The 15,746-nt window shown below is 61.5% G+C and carries 16 protein-coding genes and 1 pseudogene; 5 read left to right on the top strand and 12 right to left on the bottom strand.

Annotation, left to right across the window (positions count from 1 at the left end; translation table 11 throughout):
* Positions 1-129 precede the first annotated feature (129 nt).
* The 10 genes from ACA073_RS16215 to ACA073_RS16260 form a co-directional block, all read right to left on the bottom strand.
* Entirely contained in the window at positions 130-1,230 is a 1,101-nt protein-coding gene (locus ACA073_RS16215; protein WP_497397710.1) for an SMP-30/gluconolactonase/LRE family protein, read from the bottom strand.
* Between the two features lie 116 nt (positions 1,231-1,346).
* Positions 1,347-2,507 (bottom strand): acyl-CoA dehydrogenase family protein, encoded by a 1,161-nt coding sequence (locus tag ACA073_RS16220; RefSeq protein WP_497397712.1) that lies wholly within the window; start codon positions 2,505-2,507, stop codon positions 1,347-1,349.
* Positions 2,504-4,312 (bottom strand): acyclic terpene utilization AtuA family protein, encoded by a 1,809-nt coding sequence (locus tag ACA073_RS16225; RefSeq protein WP_497397714.1) that lies wholly within the window; start codon positions 4,310-4,312, stop codon positions 2,504-2,506. Before ACA073_RS16225 ends, ACA073_RS16220 begins: the two co-directional genes overlap by 4 nt.
* Positions 4,297-5,061, bottom strand: a complete 765-nt coding sequence (locus ACA073_RS16230) for an enoyl-CoA hydratase-related protein (protein ID WP_497397716.1) — start codon at positions 5,059-5,061, stop codon at positions 4,297-4,299. The genes ACA073_RS16225 and ACA073_RS16230 overlap by 16 nt, the downstream gene beginning before the upstream one ends.
* Entirely contained in the window at positions 5,058-6,305 is a 1,248-nt protein-coding gene (locus tag ACA073_RS16235; protein ID WP_497397718.1) for a CaiB/BaiF CoA transferase family protein, read from the bottom strand. The genes ACA073_RS16230 and ACA073_RS16235 overlap by 4 nt, the downstream gene beginning before the upstream one ends.
* Positions 6,306-6,328: 23 nt before the next feature.
* Positions 6,329-6,874: a 2,4'-dihydroxyacetophenone dioxygenase family protein gene (locus tag ACA073_RS16240; RefSeq protein WP_497397720.1), complete on the bottom strand. Its 546-nt coding sequence runs from the start codon at positions 6,872-6,874 to the stop codon at positions 6,329-6,331.
* A complete protein-coding gene (locus tag ACA073_RS16245; RefSeq protein WP_497397722.1) occupies positions 6,871-7,635 on the bottom strand; it encodes a cupin domain-containing protein in 765 nt (254 codons plus the stop codon). The genes ACA073_RS16240 and ACA073_RS16245 overlap by 4 nt, the downstream gene beginning before the upstream one ends.
* A gap of 253 nt (positions 7,636-7,888) precedes the next feature.
* Complete coding sequence (locus tag ACA073_RS16250) at positions 7,889-8,368, bottom strand: VOC family protein (RefSeq protein ID WP_497397724.1); 480 nt, start codon at positions 8,366-8,368, stop codon at positions 7,889-7,891.
* Positions 8,369-8,457: 89 nt separating this feature from the next.
* On the bottom strand, positions 8,458-9,072 hold the full coding sequence (locus ACA073_RS16255; RefSeq protein ID WP_497397726.1) for a dihydrofolate reductase family protein: 615 nt from the start codon (positions 9,070-9,072) through the stop codon (positions 8,458-8,460).
* A gap of 169 nt (positions 9,073-9,241) precedes the next feature.
* Positions 9,242-9,634: a GFA family protein gene (locus ACA073_RS16260; RefSeq protein WP_497397728.1), complete on the bottom strand. Its 393-nt coding sequence runs from the start codon at positions 9,632-9,634 to the stop codon at positions 9,242-9,244.
* 131 nt (positions 9,635-9,765) lie between these two features.
* Between ACA073_RS16260 and ACA073_RS16265 the strand changes: the two genes are divergently transcribed.
* Positions 9,766-10,170, top strand: coding sequence for a hypothetical protein (locus ACA073_RS16265; RefSeq protein ID WP_497397730.1), 405 nt, complete (start codon positions 9,766-9,768; stop codon positions 10,168-10,170).
* Positions 10,164-10,856 (top strand): RES family NAD+ phosphorylase, encoded by a 693-nt coding sequence (locus tag ACA073_RS16270; protein WP_497397732.1) that lies wholly within the window; start codon positions 10,164-10,166, stop codon positions 10,854-10,856. The genes ACA073_RS16265 and ACA073_RS16270 overlap by 7 nt, the downstream gene beginning before the upstream one ends.
* A gap of 57 nt (positions 10,857-10,913) precedes the next feature.
* Here the strand turns inward: ACA073_RS16270 and ACA073_RS16275 are convergent.
* Positions 10,914-11,435 (bottom strand): annotated as a pseudogene (locus ACA073_RS16275) (DUF2235 domain-containing protein); the annotation flags it as partial.
* A gap of 219 nt (positions 11,436-11,654) precedes the next feature.
* Here ACA073_RS16275 and ACA073_RS16280 point away from each other — a divergent pair.
* From ACA073_RS16280 to ACA073_RS16290, 3 genes are all read left to right on the top strand, one after another.
* The gene (locus ACA073_RS16280; RefSeq protein WP_497397734.1) at positions 11,655-12,056 is read left to right on the top strand and encodes a hypothetical protein; all 402 of its coding nucleotides are present in this window, start codon (positions 11,655-11,657) and stop codon (positions 12,054-12,056) included.
* A gap of 511 nt (positions 12,057-12,567) precedes the next feature.
* Entirely contained in the window at positions 12,568-13,002 is a 435-nt protein-coding gene (locus tag ACA073_RS16285; protein ID WP_497397736.1) for a DUF3077 domain-containing protein, read from the top strand.
* 330 nt (positions 13,003-13,332) lie between these two features.
* Positions 13,333-13,869 carry a cupin gene (locus ACA073_RS16290; RefSeq protein ID WP_497397738.1) on the top strand — a complete coding sequence of 179 codons (537 nt, stop codon included), beginning with the start codon at positions 13,333-13,335 and terminating at the stop codon, positions 13,867-13,869.
* A gap of 41 nt (positions 13,870-13,910) precedes the next feature.
* Here the strand turns inward: ACA073_RS16290 and ACA073_RS16295 are convergent, their stop codons facing one another.
* Positions 13,911-15,587, bottom strand: coding sequence for an MFS transporter (locus tag ACA073_RS16295; protein ID WP_497397740.1), 1,677 nt, complete (start codon positions 15,585-15,587; stop codon positions 13,911-13,913).
* Positions 15,588-15,746 lie beyond the last annotated feature (159 nt).

The raw sequence follows: 15,746 nt of genomic DNA on the forward strand, positions 1-15,746 counted from the left end.
TACGCGCAATACTTTTGCCGGCAGCGCCGACCACGCTCACGACCTGGCCCTCAAATACTTGTTATGAAACGGTCCTCCTGGCGTTGCTCCTACTCACGTCGCTCGCAACGCAGTGCGGCACAAGGGTTGTCATTCTGTTTTCCCGGCGACGTCCATTCCTGCCGGTATCCGCTTCTTGATTTTCGAGATCGTGTGAACCTTCACCTGGCGAGCCCACGGCCCATCAATGGTCCGCAGAGTCTTGGGTACGAGATGCGTCAAGCCGAGCTCATCGCTAAGCTGCGATAGAACCGTCTCGATATCGAACGACAGGTTGGTGACAAGCACGTCGTCACCGTGAAATACGAGGCTGTTCGACCAAAGAAAGCCGATGGGCGCCCCGTCTGGACTGATTCCGCCGAAATCACCGAGCTTGGCAATCACACGACCCTGGGTCGGCTCCAGCACGAGAATCTCGTTGGACTGGTTGCACGCGACCCAAAGGTTGTCGTGCTCGTCGATGATCAGACCGTCGGGACCGCCACCGACACGGTTGACGAAGACTTCAGGCGTGCCGGGCTCGAGCGTCGGGCCTGTCACCGGTATCTTCAAAAGAGTGTCGTTCGCCGTATTGGCGATGAACAACGCCGTCTTCCGGTTATTGAACTTCAGGCCATTGGCGCCGATGGTTGGCGGTATCCGCGTCGGTTTGAGCAGTGGGCTGGTGACCCATGCCGACGCTTCGCCGCCCTCGGGTCCGACTTTCCAGATGATGCCCTGGTGCGCGTCGGTCACGTAGACGTTGCCGGCGGGGTCGAACGTTATCCCGTCGAGGCCGGGGTGCTTGCCCGTTACCGTCATGAACACGGACGAGGCACCGGACTTGGGATCGACACTCAGGACCTTCCCGGTTTTGTAGTCGACCACGAGCAACTGGCCCGTCCGGGGATGAAAGCCGAGGTCAAGCAACAATCTGCTCGATCCCTTGATGCTGACAGTGCGCAAATGCTTGCCCTGCGGGTCGAATACGATAAGCACTCCCTCACTGGAAATGGGTTTGTCCGCCGCCACCGTGACGACGTAGACATTGCCCTCGCCATCCACCGTGATCCCCTCGGGATGTGCCTCACCGGCGGGCAACGTGGCGAATGTTTCGACCTTGCCCCGCTCCCAGGCCATTGTGGCGAGCGGCGTCGCCAGGAACGCCAGCGCCAGCAATATCGGCATCGTTTTCGCTTTGTTCATTCTCATGTCGACGTTCTCATTGTTATAAGTGTTTCTGGATGCGCACAGGTGCGCCATAACCCGGGCGACAGCAGCGCCCGTGCACTCAAACTCTGGAAGCGGTTTATCTCGTGTTGCGCAAATCAATACGACTTCGGCAGGCCAAGCGCCTGCTCGGCGACGTAGCACAGTGCGAGCTCCTGCGTCACCGGCGCGAGCAGTGACAGCACGCTTTCGCGCAAGCCGCGCTCGACGTGGTACTCCGTGGCATAGCCGAATCCGCCGTGGGTGCGCACCGCACGCAATGACGTCTCGAAGCTGGCCTCGGCCGCCAGGTACTTCGCCGCCGTGGCCTCGACGCCGCAGGGCTTGCCGGTGTCGTAGAGCGCAGCCGCCTTCCACATCAGCAGCTCGGCCGCTTGCAGGCGCATCCAGCATTCGGCCAGCGGATGCTGGATCGCCTGGTTCATGCCGATCGGCCGCCCGAACACGACGCGTTCCCTGGCATAGTCCGTCGCCCTCGTCAGCGCCGTCTGCGCGGCACCGAGCGCAGCGGCCGCGACGAGGATGCGCTCCGGGTTCAGGCCGTGCAGCAGGTACCTGAACCCCTGGCCTTCCTCGCCGATGCGATCCTCGACCGGAATCTCCAGCCCGTCGATGAACAGTTCGTTCGAGTCCACGGCCTTGCGCGCCATCTTCTCGATCTCGCAGATGTGCACATGCGCGCGGTCGAGGTCCGTATAAAACAGCGTGACGCCGTCCATCGGCCTCGCGCATTCCTCGATCGGCGTCGTCCGGGCCACCAGCAGGATCTTGTTGGCCTGCTGCGCGGTCGAGGTCCAGACCTTCTGGCCGTTGACGATGTAGCGGTCGCCCACGCGGCGCGCAAAGGTTCTGATGCGGGTGGTATCAGAGCCGATGTTCGGCTCGGTCACGCCGAAGCAGGCGCGATCCGTGCCTTTGATCAATGGCGGCAGAAAACGCCGCTTCTGCGCCTCGCTGCCGAATACGACCACGGGCTGCGGGCCGAACAGGTTCAGGTGCACCGACGACACCGCCGCCGAGCCGAGCGTGCCGATGGTGCGCATCACCATTGCGGCTTCCGAGATGCCCAGGCCGGCGCCGCCATGCTCTTTGGGCATGGTCACGCCGAACCAGCCGCCGCTGGCGATGGTGTCGCAGAACTCACTCGGCCAGCGCCCGTCGCGCTCGCGCTCAAGCCAGTAATCGGCACCGAAGTCGGCGCAGATCGCCTCAATGGCGTCGCGGATCGCGAGCTGGTTGTCCGATAAATCGAAATTCATGCGGGCAGTTCCTGCAGCAGGCTTTCGGGCACCTCGACCGGCAGATCGAGCAGCAACTGCCCCATACCTTTGCCGAGTGGGTCATTGCGCAGCGACGCCATGCCGCCGCCGCCCAGTGCTTGCTCGCACAGGAGGTTGATGGCGTGAATGCCGGGCAGTTCGTAGCGATGCACCGGCCCCTGCACCAGGTGGCCGAGGTAATCCTTCACGCGTTCGGGTGTCACCTGCTCGAGCAGCACCGGCAACAGCGCGGGATGGCGGGCAATCAGGCCGATATTGGACGTGTCGCCCTTGTCGCCGCTGCGCCCGAGCGCGATTCTCACCAGCGGCACGGTCTGGCGTGGACCGGCGGGCAGCGAACTCTCGATGGGCGCCAGCCGTTCCGGCGACACCTCCGGTGTTGATGGCGGCAGTGTCACAGCGAACGTCGTCTCGCCGAGCGTGACCGTCGGCGTCACCTGCTCTTTCGCAATGAGCCAGGCGAACTGCCGCAAAACCGGCGACACGGAGGGACGGCCACCTGAACCGGTTGTGCCCGGCGACCATGATGTGCCGGGGGCGGCGAACTCGCGGCTGTACATCTCCAGCGCGCGTCGGTCGGCATGCGTCGCGGTCAGGCGCAGCACGACTTCGCGCGTCGGCAACGGCCGGGCGTGCGGGCCGTAGGCCGACTCGGTGCCGAGCAGCTCGATGCGCGTCGCCAGGAAGTCCGCGAACCCGTTCTCGCGCAGCAACCGACGGCCACGCTCGAGCAGCGCTTCGCCCGTGCGTTTGGCTTTTGCGGCGGCATCGATCCCGACAATGGTGAGCTGCCCGGACACCTTGAAGCCCGCCGGCGCAGTGGCGCTGACCTTGTAGGTAGGGGTCGGCGGCAGGCCGCGCGCACCGGTCACTAGCACGCGATGCGACCCGACTTGCTCCAGGCGCACCTGGCGGAAGTCGCAGACCACATCCGGCAGCAAATAGCAGGCTGGATCGCCGATTTCGTACAGGAGTTGCTCGCCGACCGTCCCGGGCGAGACAAGCCCGCCGGTGTCCGCGGGCTTGGTGACGACGAAGCTGCCGTCGTCGCGGCACTCCACGATTGGATAACCGATGTTGGCCCAGTCGGGCACGGCAGCCCAGTCGGTGTGCAAGCCGCCGGTGGCCTGGCAGCCGCATTCGATGATGTGGCCGGCGAGGCTGCCCGCGGCAAGCCGGTCGAAGTCGTCAGGCGCCCAGCCGAATTCGTGCATCAGCACGCCGAGGGTGACCGCGCTGTCGACGCAGCGGCCGGTGATGACGATGTCGGCGCCCGCGTCCAGCGCCTGTGCGACCGGCAGCGCGCCAAGGTAAGCATTGGCCGTCACCAACCGTTCCGGCATCGGTTCGCCGTTGGATATTCCGACCGTGCCGGCCGCCCGCATGGCGGCCGCGAGTGGCAGCACGTCGTCGCCTTCGACGATCGCGATGCGCACCACCACGCCCAGTTCGTCGGCCAGAGCCTGCACCGCCGCGGCGCAGCCCTTCGGGTTCACGCCGCCGGCGTTGCTGACAATGCGAATGCCCTTCTCGACGGCCTGCTTCAGTACCGAGCGCAGTGCCACCGTGACGAAGTCGATGGCGTAGCCTTCCTCGGGACGCTTCATGCGTGCGCCGGCAAGGATCGACATCGTCAGCTCGGCGAGATAGTCGAACACCAGGTAGTCGATCTCGCCCTGGCGCACCAGTTGCATCGGTCCGAGGCAGCTGTCGCCCCAGAAGCCCGAGGCGCCGCCGATGCGCACGAGCTTGTTCGTGGCTTGCGAATTCATTTGTTGGTCCATTGCGGTTTCCTTTTTTCCTTGAATGCGGCGATGCCCTCGCGCGCATCCTGCGTCATGGCCAGCAGGCCAATCTGGCCTTCGCCGAACGCGATCGCCTCTTCGAACGACATCGAGCGCATCGCCTTCATCGCATACAGCCCGCGGCGTAGCGCGGTGGGCGAGTTGCCCAGCAGGCGCGACAGCAGGCGCTCGAGCGCTCCGTCGAGGTCGTCCGCCACGTCATTGATCAGGCCGATCTCGCGCGCTCTCGCGGCATCGATCGGGTCACCCGTCAGGCAAAGTTGCACCAGGCAGCGCTGCGGCACCTGGGCCTGCAGCACGGCGAGCACCTGCATCGGGAACACGCCGACTTTCGCTTCTGGCAGGCCGAAGATCGCGTGCGGGGCAGCGATGGCGAGGTCACACATCGCGAGCAGGCCCATGCCGCCGGCCATGCAGGCACCGTTGACCCGCGCGATGAGCGGCACGGCAAGCGTGCGGGCGGTGCGCAGCAGGTCGGCATAGGCGATGGTCGGTATGGAGTAGTCGAGCGCGAAGGCGTCCGCGCCCAGGTCGGCACCGGCGCAGAACGCCTCGTCGCCCGTGCCGGTGAGCACGACAGCGCGGATCGAGTCGTCCGCCCGGGCGCGCTGCAGGGCTTGCTGCAGCGCCGCGATGACATCCGCGTTGAGCGCATTGCGGCGCTCCGGGCGGTCGATGGTGAGAATCAGCCGGCCGTCCTGCCGGCTTTCTTGAAGGACCGTCGTCATGTCTTGGTCTCCGTTTCCTTGGTTGCCGTCGTCACCTGGGTCACGCTGGTCAGCACCATCTCGCGGATCTGCTCGGGCGAGTAGCCAGCCTCCGCGAGCACTTCCTCGCTGTGCTCACCCAACAGCGGCGGCGGGCGCAACGGCGGCAGCGGTGACTGCGGCCATTCGCTCGGCACCGCCATGGTCCGCAACACGCCCTCGGTGGGGTGGTCGAATTGTTGGAAGAAGCCGATGTCCTTCAAGTGCGGATCCTCCAGCAGAGTCTCGAAGGTATGCGCCGGGAGCACCGGGATGCCGAGCGGCACCAGCAGCTCTTCCCATTCTTTCGTGGTCTTGGTTTTCAGCTTGTCGGAGAGAATTTCGTACAGCACTTCGACATGCTGCGTGCGTGATTCACCGTCGGCAAACCGCGGGTCGCTCTCGAACCGCTCGGCCTCGCCGACCACGCGCATGAAAGCCTTCCACTGGTCGTCGGTGTAGACGACCAGGCAGACAAGACCGTCCTGCGTGGCGTATGGCCGCCGATGAGGGTTGAGCAGCCGCGGATAGCCGAAGCCACCGCGCGGCGGGATGAACGTGTGGCCGTAGAGGTGATCGCCCAGCATCATCTGCGCGGTCGTCTCGAACATCGGCACATCGACCGACTGGCCGCGTCCCGTGCGTTCGCGCGACAACAACGCCGCGCAGATCACACCGAACGCGTACAGGCCCGTCGCCCGGTCCGAGAGGTTGAGCGGCGCATAGCGCGGTACTTCGGCCCCCGCCCGCACGCTGGCCTCGGGGATCGCGACGGCGGCCTGGATCAGATCGTCGAAGGCGCGCGAGGCCGCATAGCGGCCACGCTGGCTGAAACCGAAGGTGCCGACATAGATAATGCGCGGGTTCACCTGCCGTACCGCTTCGTAATCCAGCCCGAGCCGCTGCATGGCCTGCGGCCGCACGTTGTAGATCAGCGCGTCGGCCGTCTGCGCCAGTTTCAACAGCGCCTCCTTGCCGACAGGATTCTTGAGGTCCAGCACGATACTGCGCTTGTTGCGGTTGAGGTTGAGGAACAGCGGACCGGCGCCAGCGCGGCCACCGGGTCCGGTGGCGCGCAGCATGTCGCCACCGGGCGGCTCCACCTTGATCACGTCGGCGCCTAGGTCAGCCAGCATCTGCGTGGCCGAAGGTCCCATGACGACTTCGGTGATGTCGATAATGCGCAGGCCGGCGAGCGGCCCACCCTGGCTTGAGTTGTTATTCATTCGGTCCGTGCTCCTCTTTTCGGTCAGGAACCGGCTATGTCGGCGCTGTTGCCGCGGACGTAGGGCAACGCGAGACCGCGCTCCTTTGCGAGGGTCTCGAGCACGTACTGGATCGAAAGCGCGTCATTCATTGAGTGGAAGGTGCCGTCCTCGTTAAAGCTGACCTGCGCGCCTTCGATCCAGGCGATGGTGATGGTGTCTTCGGTGTTCTCCTTGGGGGTGTAGAAGGTGTGCACCGAGCCGCCCGGCTCGAACAGGTAGGAGCCCGCCGTCTGTGGCTGGTCTGGGTACTCGAGATACTTCCAGCAGCCCTGGATCGTCCACACCTGCGCCGTACCGGTGTGGTAGTGAATCGGCAGGGAGGCACCGGGTTCCACGATGGCCTTGATGACCCACTCGCCGCGCTCCGGGTCAATGCGTAGCGGCTGAATGTGGATGCCCGGGAAGACATTCTTGATCAGTGGGACCTGCTCGATGTTGACAGTCAGCAGAGTGTCCTGCGGGAGGCCGACCAATGGCAGCAACGCGCCGGTGGAAGTTTTTTGCTGGGTGGGAAATTTAGCGTTCATGCGTTGTTTCCTTTTGTTGTTGGGAGTGAAGCGGTGTTGGGAAGCCGTCCTTGAATGAGAAAGCCGGATGCGGACTGCTCCGGCGGGCAGCGCAGGGCTGTGGAAACCCCGCAAGGTAGAAACAGAAAGTCGCCCGCCGCGAGCAGGAAGTCCTGCCCGTCGACGTGCGCCTCGATCTGTCCGTCTTCGACGTAGAGAACCTGCTCCGCGTTGGGCTCGATCGGGCAGGCCAATGCGCTGCCGGCAAGCATCCGCAGCGCCGAGATGTCGACCCACTGCGCGCCGACGGTGTCGCGGTCGATAAGTGGAACTCTGCCGGTAGCGGCGGCGTCGACGGTCAGCACGCGGACGTCGCCGCTTTCAGCAACCGCAGGGTCGGGCTCCGTGATCGTCTGCGCCGGGTTCTCGCCATAAGGCGGCGTATAGACGACCAGCACCCGTCCGGGCTGGTCGCTGGTCACGCGAAACGAATGGAACACGCCCGCCGGCCCATAGACCCAGGTTCCTGGGTGCATCACGTCGACGCGACCCTGGGCTTGCGACTCGCCAGTGCCTTCAATCATGTAGGCGCACTGCTCCAGGTATGGATGCGCGTGCGGCTTCGCGCCATGGGATTTCACGATCGTGCCAATCAGCACTTCAAGCGCCGTCGCACCCACGGTCTCGGGGCCGATCACGCGCACATTGGAGGTGCCGGTGTGGTTCGCCGGCGAGTAGGCGACAACGTCCGCCGCCCTGATCACAGTGGGGATGGCTTTCATTGCAGCTGGATCCTGAACGTTTTGCGTAAGCATCGAACCTCCGAAGAGACATCAACCTAAAGTCCTAATGTTAGGAGTTTTGCCATGAAAGAAGACCATCGTCAAGTACCTCGATGGGGTGACCGAAAAAAATTTGCGCCGGACGTTATGAGATCTCGCGGGGCTGGCAGGATGATGCTCCATTCACACTACTTATAGGGGCACTCGGCAAGACTCACGAGGCATCCAAGCCCCCAACCCAGAGTGCCGCAGGCTAACGCCCAAGCGCCGCTTCAATCGCCGCAATATCGATCTTCCCCATCTCCATCATCGCGTCGAATGCGCGCTTGGCCGCCGCTCGATCGGGATTGTTGATCGCTGCCGTCAGGACACGTGGAGTGATCTGCCACGACAGTCCCCACTTGTCCTGACACCAGCCGCAGACGTTTTCCTGGCCGCCGTTTCCGACAATCGCGCTCCACAAGCGGTCCGTTTCGGCCTGGTCGTCGGTCGCCACCTGGAACGAGAAGGCCTCGTTGTGCTTGACCCCTGACCCGCCGTTCAGCCCGAGACACGGGATGCCCATCACCGTGAATTCGACTGTCAAAACATCGCCCTGCTTGCCCGCCGGATAGTCGCCGGGCGCGTGAAGGACAGCGCCCACCACGCTGTCGGGGAACGTCTTGGCGTAGAACGATGCGGCGTCCAGTGCGTCGCCGTCGTACCAGAGACAAATGGTGTTTTTGCTGGTCATTTTGGTTCTCCAAGAGTGGGCTGACACTTCATTCTGGCCAAGCAGTCAGCCAGACGAATTGGCGCGAAAGCGGCCAATCCTGACGTTGGCTATTCAACGTCTTCGAACGTTCCAGTGCGCACGTCGCCGCTGCGCACATAGCGGGTGATCAACACACCGCCCGGCGTGGTGATCGAGCTTTCCAACGTGAAGGCCGACGCGAGTGCGTTGTCGTCGAACAGGCGCTTGCCGCGTCCCAGCACGACGGGAAAAATCATCAGCCGAAGCTCATCCACCAACCCGGCTGCCAGCAGTTGGCGCACCAGGTCGCCGCTGCCCTGCGTCAACAACCGGGCTCCATCCTGTTGCTTGAGCGCGCGAATCGCGTCGGCAAGGTTTCCCTTTAATGTATGACTGTTTTGCCAAGCAAGCGTATCGGGCCGATGCGTGGCCACGTGCTTGGGCACGCTGTTGAACAGATCGCCGATGGCGTGGTTTTTTGAATCCGGCCAATACGCCGCGAAGATGTCGTAGGTGCGACGGCCCAGTAGCAACTCGAACGGCTGCGAGAACAGATCCGTTATGGCACGGCCGGAAGTTTCGTCGGCGTAGGGCACGATCCAGCCACCGAAGCGGAATTCGCCGCTGCGATCTTCTTCGGGCCCGCCGGGCGCTTGAATGACGCCATCCAGACTGATGAAAGCGGCAACGGTGAGCTTGCGCATGGTCTTCTCCCGGTTCGTCTTCATGAAAGTTTTCGTACAGAGAATGCCGACAATCATGGCGACCTGTCGGCGTCATTCCCTACCGAATAGTCGAACGACTCGCTGAGAAATCGACAGTGCGATGTCCGGACGACGAGCCCTGCGAAAAAGAGTCTCGAATGCCTGCGCCCTACTCCTCAAAACGCCCCGTACCGTCTCGGTCGCGCTCGTGCCGTCTCGTCAGCGGAAACGGCGGCAACCAGGACTCGCGACGGGTGATCCAGCTTTCGTAGGTGGGCGTCAGTTGGTCAGGAGCATCCAGGGATCCCAGGTTCACCTCTATTTCATCCTCGGTGCGGGCGAAAACCGAAGAGCCGCAGCGCGGACAGAAAAACCGTCCAGCGTAGTCGCGCGTTTCGCCAGTGATCGTCACCGCGTCCTCGGGGAATATCGCGGAAGCGTGAAACAGCGCGCCATGATGCTTGCGGCAGTCGAGACAGTGGCACAGGCCAACCCGGTAGGGGCGTCCCGACGCTTCAATTCGAACGTTGCCGCACAGGCAACCGCCGGTAAATCGGTCCATGCTGCGCCCCCTCTCATTCGTGCGGTGGGAAGATTTATAACGATAGCAGCCCCCACTGGTCGCCATGAACTTGCTCTATAGACTCTTTTTGCCTAGCTTTGAATCTATAGATTCAAAAAGAGGTATTGAACATGGCCGTTGCCCTCCTGCAACAAGCCTTTAGCAAGAGCCAGTGTGTAACGGGCCTGCGCGCCGCTGTCGGCATCCTCGAAAAGTGGGCCGCGTCCAGCGATCAGGCCTGCCGTATCCTGCGCATTTCCCGCAGCACCTACACCCGCGCCCGCCAACGCGATCCCGACTGGGCCGTGGCGCTGGACGCGGACCAGATGCAGCGCATCAGCTTTGTCCTCAACATCCACGCCGCCTTGCGCCTGGTGTTCGATAACCCGGAAAACGTCTACGGCTTCCCGTCGATGGCCAACGGCAACGAATTCTTCAACGGCCGCTCCCCGCTCGAGATCATGGCTCAGGGCGATATGATCTCGTTGTATGAAACCTTTCGGCGCATCGACGTGCTGCGTGGTGCGCAATGGTGAAGCTGAGCGAACTGGCAGAACTTGCCGGTGAGCCATTGCAGGCCTATCGACTGGTCAATTCCAAGTTTCCCCCGGTGGCCTTGTTTGATGACGTCGCCGACGCGGACGAGTTCGAGGTGCTGTATCAGATACAGGAACTCACCAACCCCAGGTTGAAAAACGAAGTGGGTCGCCTTGAGCTGATTCGCCGCAGTGAAATCCCGTTCGGTATTCCGGGTTGCTCTTACGCGACAGCGCCGTTCACCCACGTCAACCCGGCGGGATCGCGGTTCAGCGATGGCCGTTTTGGCGTGCTGTATCTGGCGGACACCCTGGAAACGGCATTGGCCGAAGTGAAGCATCACCAGAGTCTGTACTGGTCAAACGTGCCGAGCCTCAACTATGAGCGGTTTGTTTTCCGGGGGTTGTCCTGCTCTTTTGTGGAGGTCGGGATGAAAGATGCGACGTCCATTGCGATGACCGATCCTGTTTACGATCCGGACGATTACACGGACTCCCGGCGTTTGGGGAAGTTGGTCAAAGAGGCGGGTTGTCCTGGGATTCGTTACCGCTCGGTGCGAATGCACGGCAGTCATTGCTGGGCGTTGATGACGCCGAGACCGGTTTTATCGGTGATTCAGGCGGCGCATTATGAAATGGTCTGGAATGGGCAGGTGACGAGTGTCAGTCAGATTAGTGAGGCTTGATAGCGTTATGCCGGAATGAAAACGGGCGCCTTGATAGGTGCCCGTTTTTTGTGCGGTGATGTTTTTGATCAATGCTTTCATGGCGACAAACGCTTTTTGTACCTTCCCAGCTACGCCTGCGTCTCCTCGCCCGGTCGCCGCGGCCCCCAAGCTGTCTTCAGCGCCGGAATCGGTGCCGATCCCATCAACGTAGAGACTGCGCTGTACGAGTTTGGATGACGCATCGTTTCCTGCTACTTCTGATGTCGGATAGAGCTCATACAGCTTGAAAACATTACTCACATCATTCCCATAACTCCCCTCCGGATCCGCCATATACGGCTTGCAGCTCGCATCGACGTCTTCCGGGCGAATCGGATGATGGGCGCCACACAACAATCCTGACGCAGCGTTGCTCGCATTGTTCAGCGTCCCATCGAAGAACACACCAATGCGCAACGCGACCCTGACTTTCTCGTTCTCAGCCGCCGGTGCCTTGCCGTATTTCTCATACTCGGCCCAGCGTTTGGCGTGGATGTCGACGGGTTTGGCTTCGTCGTAGCGGAAGTTTTTCGGGGGGTTGGGTACGTATCCACTCATTCCTTGATCACCTGGCTCCTTGGTGCAACGGGCGCTGAGGGTGCCACTGTGGATCCAATCAAGCAACGCGTAGCCAGATTCCATCACTCGGACGACATGGGCCTTCATCCATCCATTGCTAACGTCGATAGTTACCATTAATTCAATGAAGTTCTCTTAAAAATTCTGCGGCGTAACATCGCCTCCATACCCAACAACGACACCCCGGAGCACACCCTCATGAAACGCCAACTCTTCCTCAGCATCGCTTTCTCGGTTTTCGCAGTTAACGCTTTTGCCGCTTCCTCTGCTCACCCGGTTGTCGCTGAAGGCGGCTCGGATCGTCTGATTGAAAGTCGTGTGGCTGAAGGCGGTTCGGATCGTCTGATCGAAAACCGCGTTGCCGAAGGTGGCTCCGACCGCCTGATCGAAAACCGCGTCGCCGAAGGTGGCTCCGACCGCCTGATCGAAAACCGCGTCGCCGAAGGCGGTTCTGATCGTCTGATCGAAAATCGCGTTGCCGAAGGTGGTTCTGATCGCCTGATCGAAAGCCGCGTCGCCGAAGGTGGCTCCGACCGCCTGATCGAAAACCGCGTCGCCGAAGGCGGTTCCGACCGTCTGATTGAAAGCCGCGCTGTATGAATGAATGTCTCTACCGCAGTCTTCAACAAAAAGCCCGGCCTCATTAGCCTAATGCTGTTCACTTAAGCGCAGGTGCCCACATTTGTGGCGAGGGGATTTATCCCCGTTCGGCTGCGAAGCAGTCGCCAATCCAGACAATTCAGTCTGTTTGGCCAGACGCTGGGGCCGCTTCGCGACCCAACGGGGATAAATCCCCTCGCCACAGATTTTTTGTCCGCCGGAAGAATTTCTTAAGTGAACAGCATTAGGCTAATGAGGCCGGGCTTTTTCGTGCCGCGTTTAGTGCTTGTTTAGCCAAGGCACCGCATTTTCGGATGACTCTTACAAACCTTGTAGGCAAACTCTGAATCTCGCGTTTGGGCACTTTGATGCCTTGTTGCGCTTTTCTTTGACGGGATACTCTCCGGATGTCGCTGACCATTCAGCGATCGGGTGTGGTAACCCGTTTAGGCAAAGTGCACCACCGCTCCCATCAAGATTTCGTGCGTTTTTTAGTATGTAATCCCGTGTTATGGCGGCTGTGCGTGGGAGACCTTCGGGTCTGCCGGTTCCTTTGCTCCTCCGGTTTACCACCCTGCGTACAGCTGCCACCCATTCGTGTGGTAACGATTGCGGCAGCTCCTCGTTTAAGGAGCAAAACAATGAGCAAAACAAATCCGTCCACCCTTCCGAACTGAAAACAATCGGCCTCACCCCCTTCATCTACTGCTCAAACCAGGCGCTGTTCCGTGTCAGCCGAGACGTTCCCCTCGGTGACGCGCTCGCCATGGCCTCTGATTTTCTGTTCCTGGCCAAAGAGCTGACCAGAGAGGCGGCCTTTAACCGTGATACTGACCGCCACATCTGGGCCGCGCATTATCTGACGGCGATGAGCAAGGCAGTGGTTGATGACGCAGCGAAGGTTCTACAGCGACCTGCTCCGACAAAGACCGAATCTAAAGAATAATTGCCAGTAAAGGCGCAGGCACAACGCTCATGGAAAAGCCCTCGTTACCTCGCCGTGGCGGGGGTGTTTCATTCGTACCCAATCCTCCATTCGCCGCCGATCCCTGTGGGAGCGGGCTTGCTCGCGAAGGCGGCGGCAAATTTAACAGAGATGTTGCCTGACACACCGCCTTCGCGAGCAAGCCCGCTCCCACAGGGATCAGCGTCGTTCAGAAAAATTGTGCCCCGCCACAGACGGGATGGAAGCAAGCAGTTCGTCAGCCCACTCGAATTCCTCACCCGGGCTTCGGTCGAACCGGAATCAGCGTTCACTCACTCCGGAAATCGACCCATGGCCAATTTGCAAACCGTCACCGCTCCAGCAAAGCCACTGCTGCTCGAACCCAACGCCTGGGTCCCAAACAACTCGCGCCTGCCAGTGCTCATTTACGCCAAGGCGATTGCCGTTGATGGCAACGATCCGGCGGCGCTGTTCGAAAAAACGTTCAAGGCCAATGGCTGGCCACCGCAATGGCGTTACGGGGTCTACGACTTTCACCACTATCACACCGAAGGCCATGAAGTGCTTGGCATAGCCAGCGGTCATGCGCGTTTGATGCTGGGAGGTCCGGACGGTCATGTGCTGGAAGTCAGTGCGGGTGATGTGGTGTTGCTGCCAGCGGGCATCGGCCATTGCAACCTGGGCTCCAGCAACGATTTTCTGGTAGTCGGCGCCTACCCGCCGGGGCAGCACGCCGATATTTGTCGCGAGACGCCGAGTGCCGAGCAACAGGCAAGCATCGACACGCTGCCCTTTCCCGAGCGCGATCCGGTGCAGGGTGAGGATGGTGCGGTAGGTCAATACTGGGTCAGCCAGCGTCAGCCATGACAACCTTGCCCTCTCCCCGCGAGAGAGGGCGAACGCCATCCCTAGGTGTGATGAATTTCCCGATCCTTGGTTTCCGGCAGGAAGAACGTGCCGAGTATGGCCGTCATCACCGCGATAACGATCGGATACCACAGCCCGTAGTAGATATCCCCCGTGGCCGCGACCATGGCAAATGCCACCGTCGGCAGGAAGCCGCCAAACCAGCCATTACCAATGTGGTACGGCAGCGACATCGAGGTGTAGCGGATACGCGCCGGAAACAGCTCCACCAACCAGGCCGCAATCGGGCCGTAAACCATGGTTACGTAGATCACCAGTATGGTCAGCAGTAACAACACCATCGGGTAATTGGTCTTGGCCGGGTCAGCCTTCTCGGGGTAGCCAGCGTCCTTGAGGGCCTTGCCGAGAGTGGCGGCGAAGGCATCGTTGCGGGTCTTGAAGTCGGCGGCCGGCATGGCGGTGCCCTCGAAGCTCGGGATCACCTTGTCGCCGATGCGCACTTGCGCGACGGCACCCGGCTCGGCTTTCTCGTTCTTGTAGGGAATCGCCCGCTTCGCCAACACAGTCTTGGCGAGGTCGCAGGAACTGGTGAATTTGGCCTTGCCCACCGGGTCGAACTGGAACGAGCACTGGCCGGGATCGGCGATCACCGTCACCGGGTTCTTCTCCTGCGCGATGAATACGTCGGGGTTACCGTACTGGGTCAACGCGTGGAAGATCGGGAAGTAGGTCGCCGCCGCCAGGATGCAGCCGGCCATGATGATGCCCTTGCGGCCGATGCGGTCTGACAGGCTGCCGAATATGACGAAGAACGGCGTGCCGATCAGCAGGGAGCCAGCGATCAGCAAGTTGGCGGTTTGCGGGTCGATCTTCAGCGTCTGCAGCAGGAAGAACAGCGCATAGAACTGCCCGGTGTACCAGACAACAGCCTGGCCAGCGGTGCCGCCGAGCAGCGCCATGATGACGATTTTCAGGTTGTCCCAGCGGGCGAAGGATTCGGTCAGCGGCGCCTTGGAAGACTTGCCCTCAGCCTTCATTTTCAGGAACACCGGCGACTCGCTGAGTTGCAGGCGGATGTACACCGAGACGATCAGCAACAGGATCGACAGCAGGAAAGGAATCCGCCAGCCCCAGGCCTCGAAGGCTTCAGTGCCGAGGATGGTGCGGCAGGCGAGGATCACCAGCAGCGACAGGAACAGGCCGAGGGTCGCGGTGGTTTGAATCCACGAGGTGAAATAACCGCGTTTGCCCTTCGGCGCATGCTCCGCCACGTAGGTCGCCGCCCCGCCGTACTCACCGCCCAGGGCCAGGCCTTGCAGCAGGCGCAGGGTAATCAGGATGACCGGCGCCGCGACGCCGATGGTCGCGTAGCCGGGTAGAAAACCGACGATGGCGGTGGAGATACCCATAATGACAATGGTGATAAGGAAGGTGTGCTTGCGTCCGATCATGTCACCCAGTCGGCCGAACACAATCGCGCCGAACGGCCGTACGGCAAACCCCGCCGCGAACGCGAGCAGCGCGAAGATGAAGGATGTGGTCTCGTTGACGCCAGCGAAAAAGTGCTTGGCGATGATCGCGGCGAGGGAGCCGTAAAGGTAGAAGTCGTACCATTCGAACACGGTGCCCAGGGACGAGGCGAAGATGACCTTGCGCTCCTCCCTGGTGATCCCGTGGTGGGGCGTGTTGCCCGTGGTGGTGGTGTCGATTGCGGCCATGAGTCTTCTCCGTCTTGCTCTTGTTGTAGGCCGGAGCACCTCACTACACTGCCGCACCCAGGCCCTGGGCTGAAGTCATCGGACTACGGAATGCACAAAGCCTGGCAACAGGCTGACCGCCTCACATCGCTGCAAGGTTTCCTGAAGCATAATCACCTT

It is taken from the genome of Pseudomonas sp. LBUM1670 (assembly GCF_059695695.1).

Coding starts and splice junctions, on each gene's coding strand:
- ACA073_RS16260 (WP_497397728.1), bottom strand. CDS start 9,634: ATGGACCGATTTACCGGCGGTTGCCTGTGCGGCAACGTTCGAATTGAA.
- ACA073_RS16290 (WP_497397738.1), top strand. CDS start 13,333: ATGGCCAATTTGCAAACCGTCACCGCTCCAGCAAAGCCACTGCTGCTC.
- ACA073_RS16225 (WP_497397714.1), bottom strand. CDS start 4,312: ATGGACCAACAAATGAATTCGCAAGCCACGAACAAGCTCGTGCGCATC.
- ACA073_RS16230 (WP_497397716.1), bottom strand. CDS start 5,061: ATGACGACGGTCCTTCAAGAAAGCCGGCAGGACGGCCGGCTGATTCTC.
- ACA073_RS16240 (WP_497397720.1), bottom strand. CDS start 6,874: ATGAACGCTAAATTTCCCACCCAGCAAAAAACTTCCACCGGCGCGTTG.
- ACA073_RS16215 (WP_497397710.1), bottom strand. CDS start 1,230: ATGAGAATGAACAAAGCGAAAACGATGCCGATATTGCTGGCGCTGGCG.
- ACA073_RS16280 (WP_497397734.1), top strand. CDS start 11,655: ATGAAACGCCAACTCTTCCTCAGCATCGCTTTCTCGGTTTTCGCAGTT.
- ACA073_RS16220 (WP_497397712.1), bottom strand. CDS start 2,507: ATGAATTTCGATTTATCGGACAACCAGCTCGCGATCCGCGACGCCATT.
- ACA073_RS16250 (WP_497397724.1), bottom strand. CDS start 8,368: ATGACCAGCAAAAACACCATTTGTCTCTGGTACGACGGCGACGCACTG.
- ACA073_RS16245 (WP_497397722.1), bottom strand. CDS start 7,635: ATGAAAGCCATCCCCACTGTGATCAGGGCGGCGGACGTTGTCGCCTAC.
- ACA073_RS16235 (WP_497397718.1), bottom strand. CDS start 6,305: ATGAATAACAACTCAAGCCAGGGTGGGCCGCTCGCCGGCCTGCGCATT.
- ACA073_RS16255 (WP_497397726.1), bottom strand. CDS start 9,072: ATGCGCAAGCTCACCGTTGCCGCTTTCATCAGTCTGGATGGCGTCATT.
- ACA073_RS16265 (WP_497397730.1), top strand. CDS start 9,766: ATGGCCGTTGCCCTCCTGCAACAAGCCTTTAGCAAGAGCCAGTGTGTA.
- ACA073_RS16285 (WP_497397736.1), top strand. CDS start 12,568: ATGGCGGCTGTGCGTGGGAGACCTTCGGGTCTGCCGGTTCCTTTGCTC.
- ACA073_RS16295 (WP_497397740.1), bottom strand. CDS start 15,587: ATGGCCGCAATCGACACCACCACCACGGGCAACACGCCCCACCACGGG.
- ACA073_RS16270 (WP_497397732.1), top strand. CDS start 10,164: ATGGTGAAGCTGAGCGAACTGGCAGAACTTGCCGGTGAGCCATTGCAG.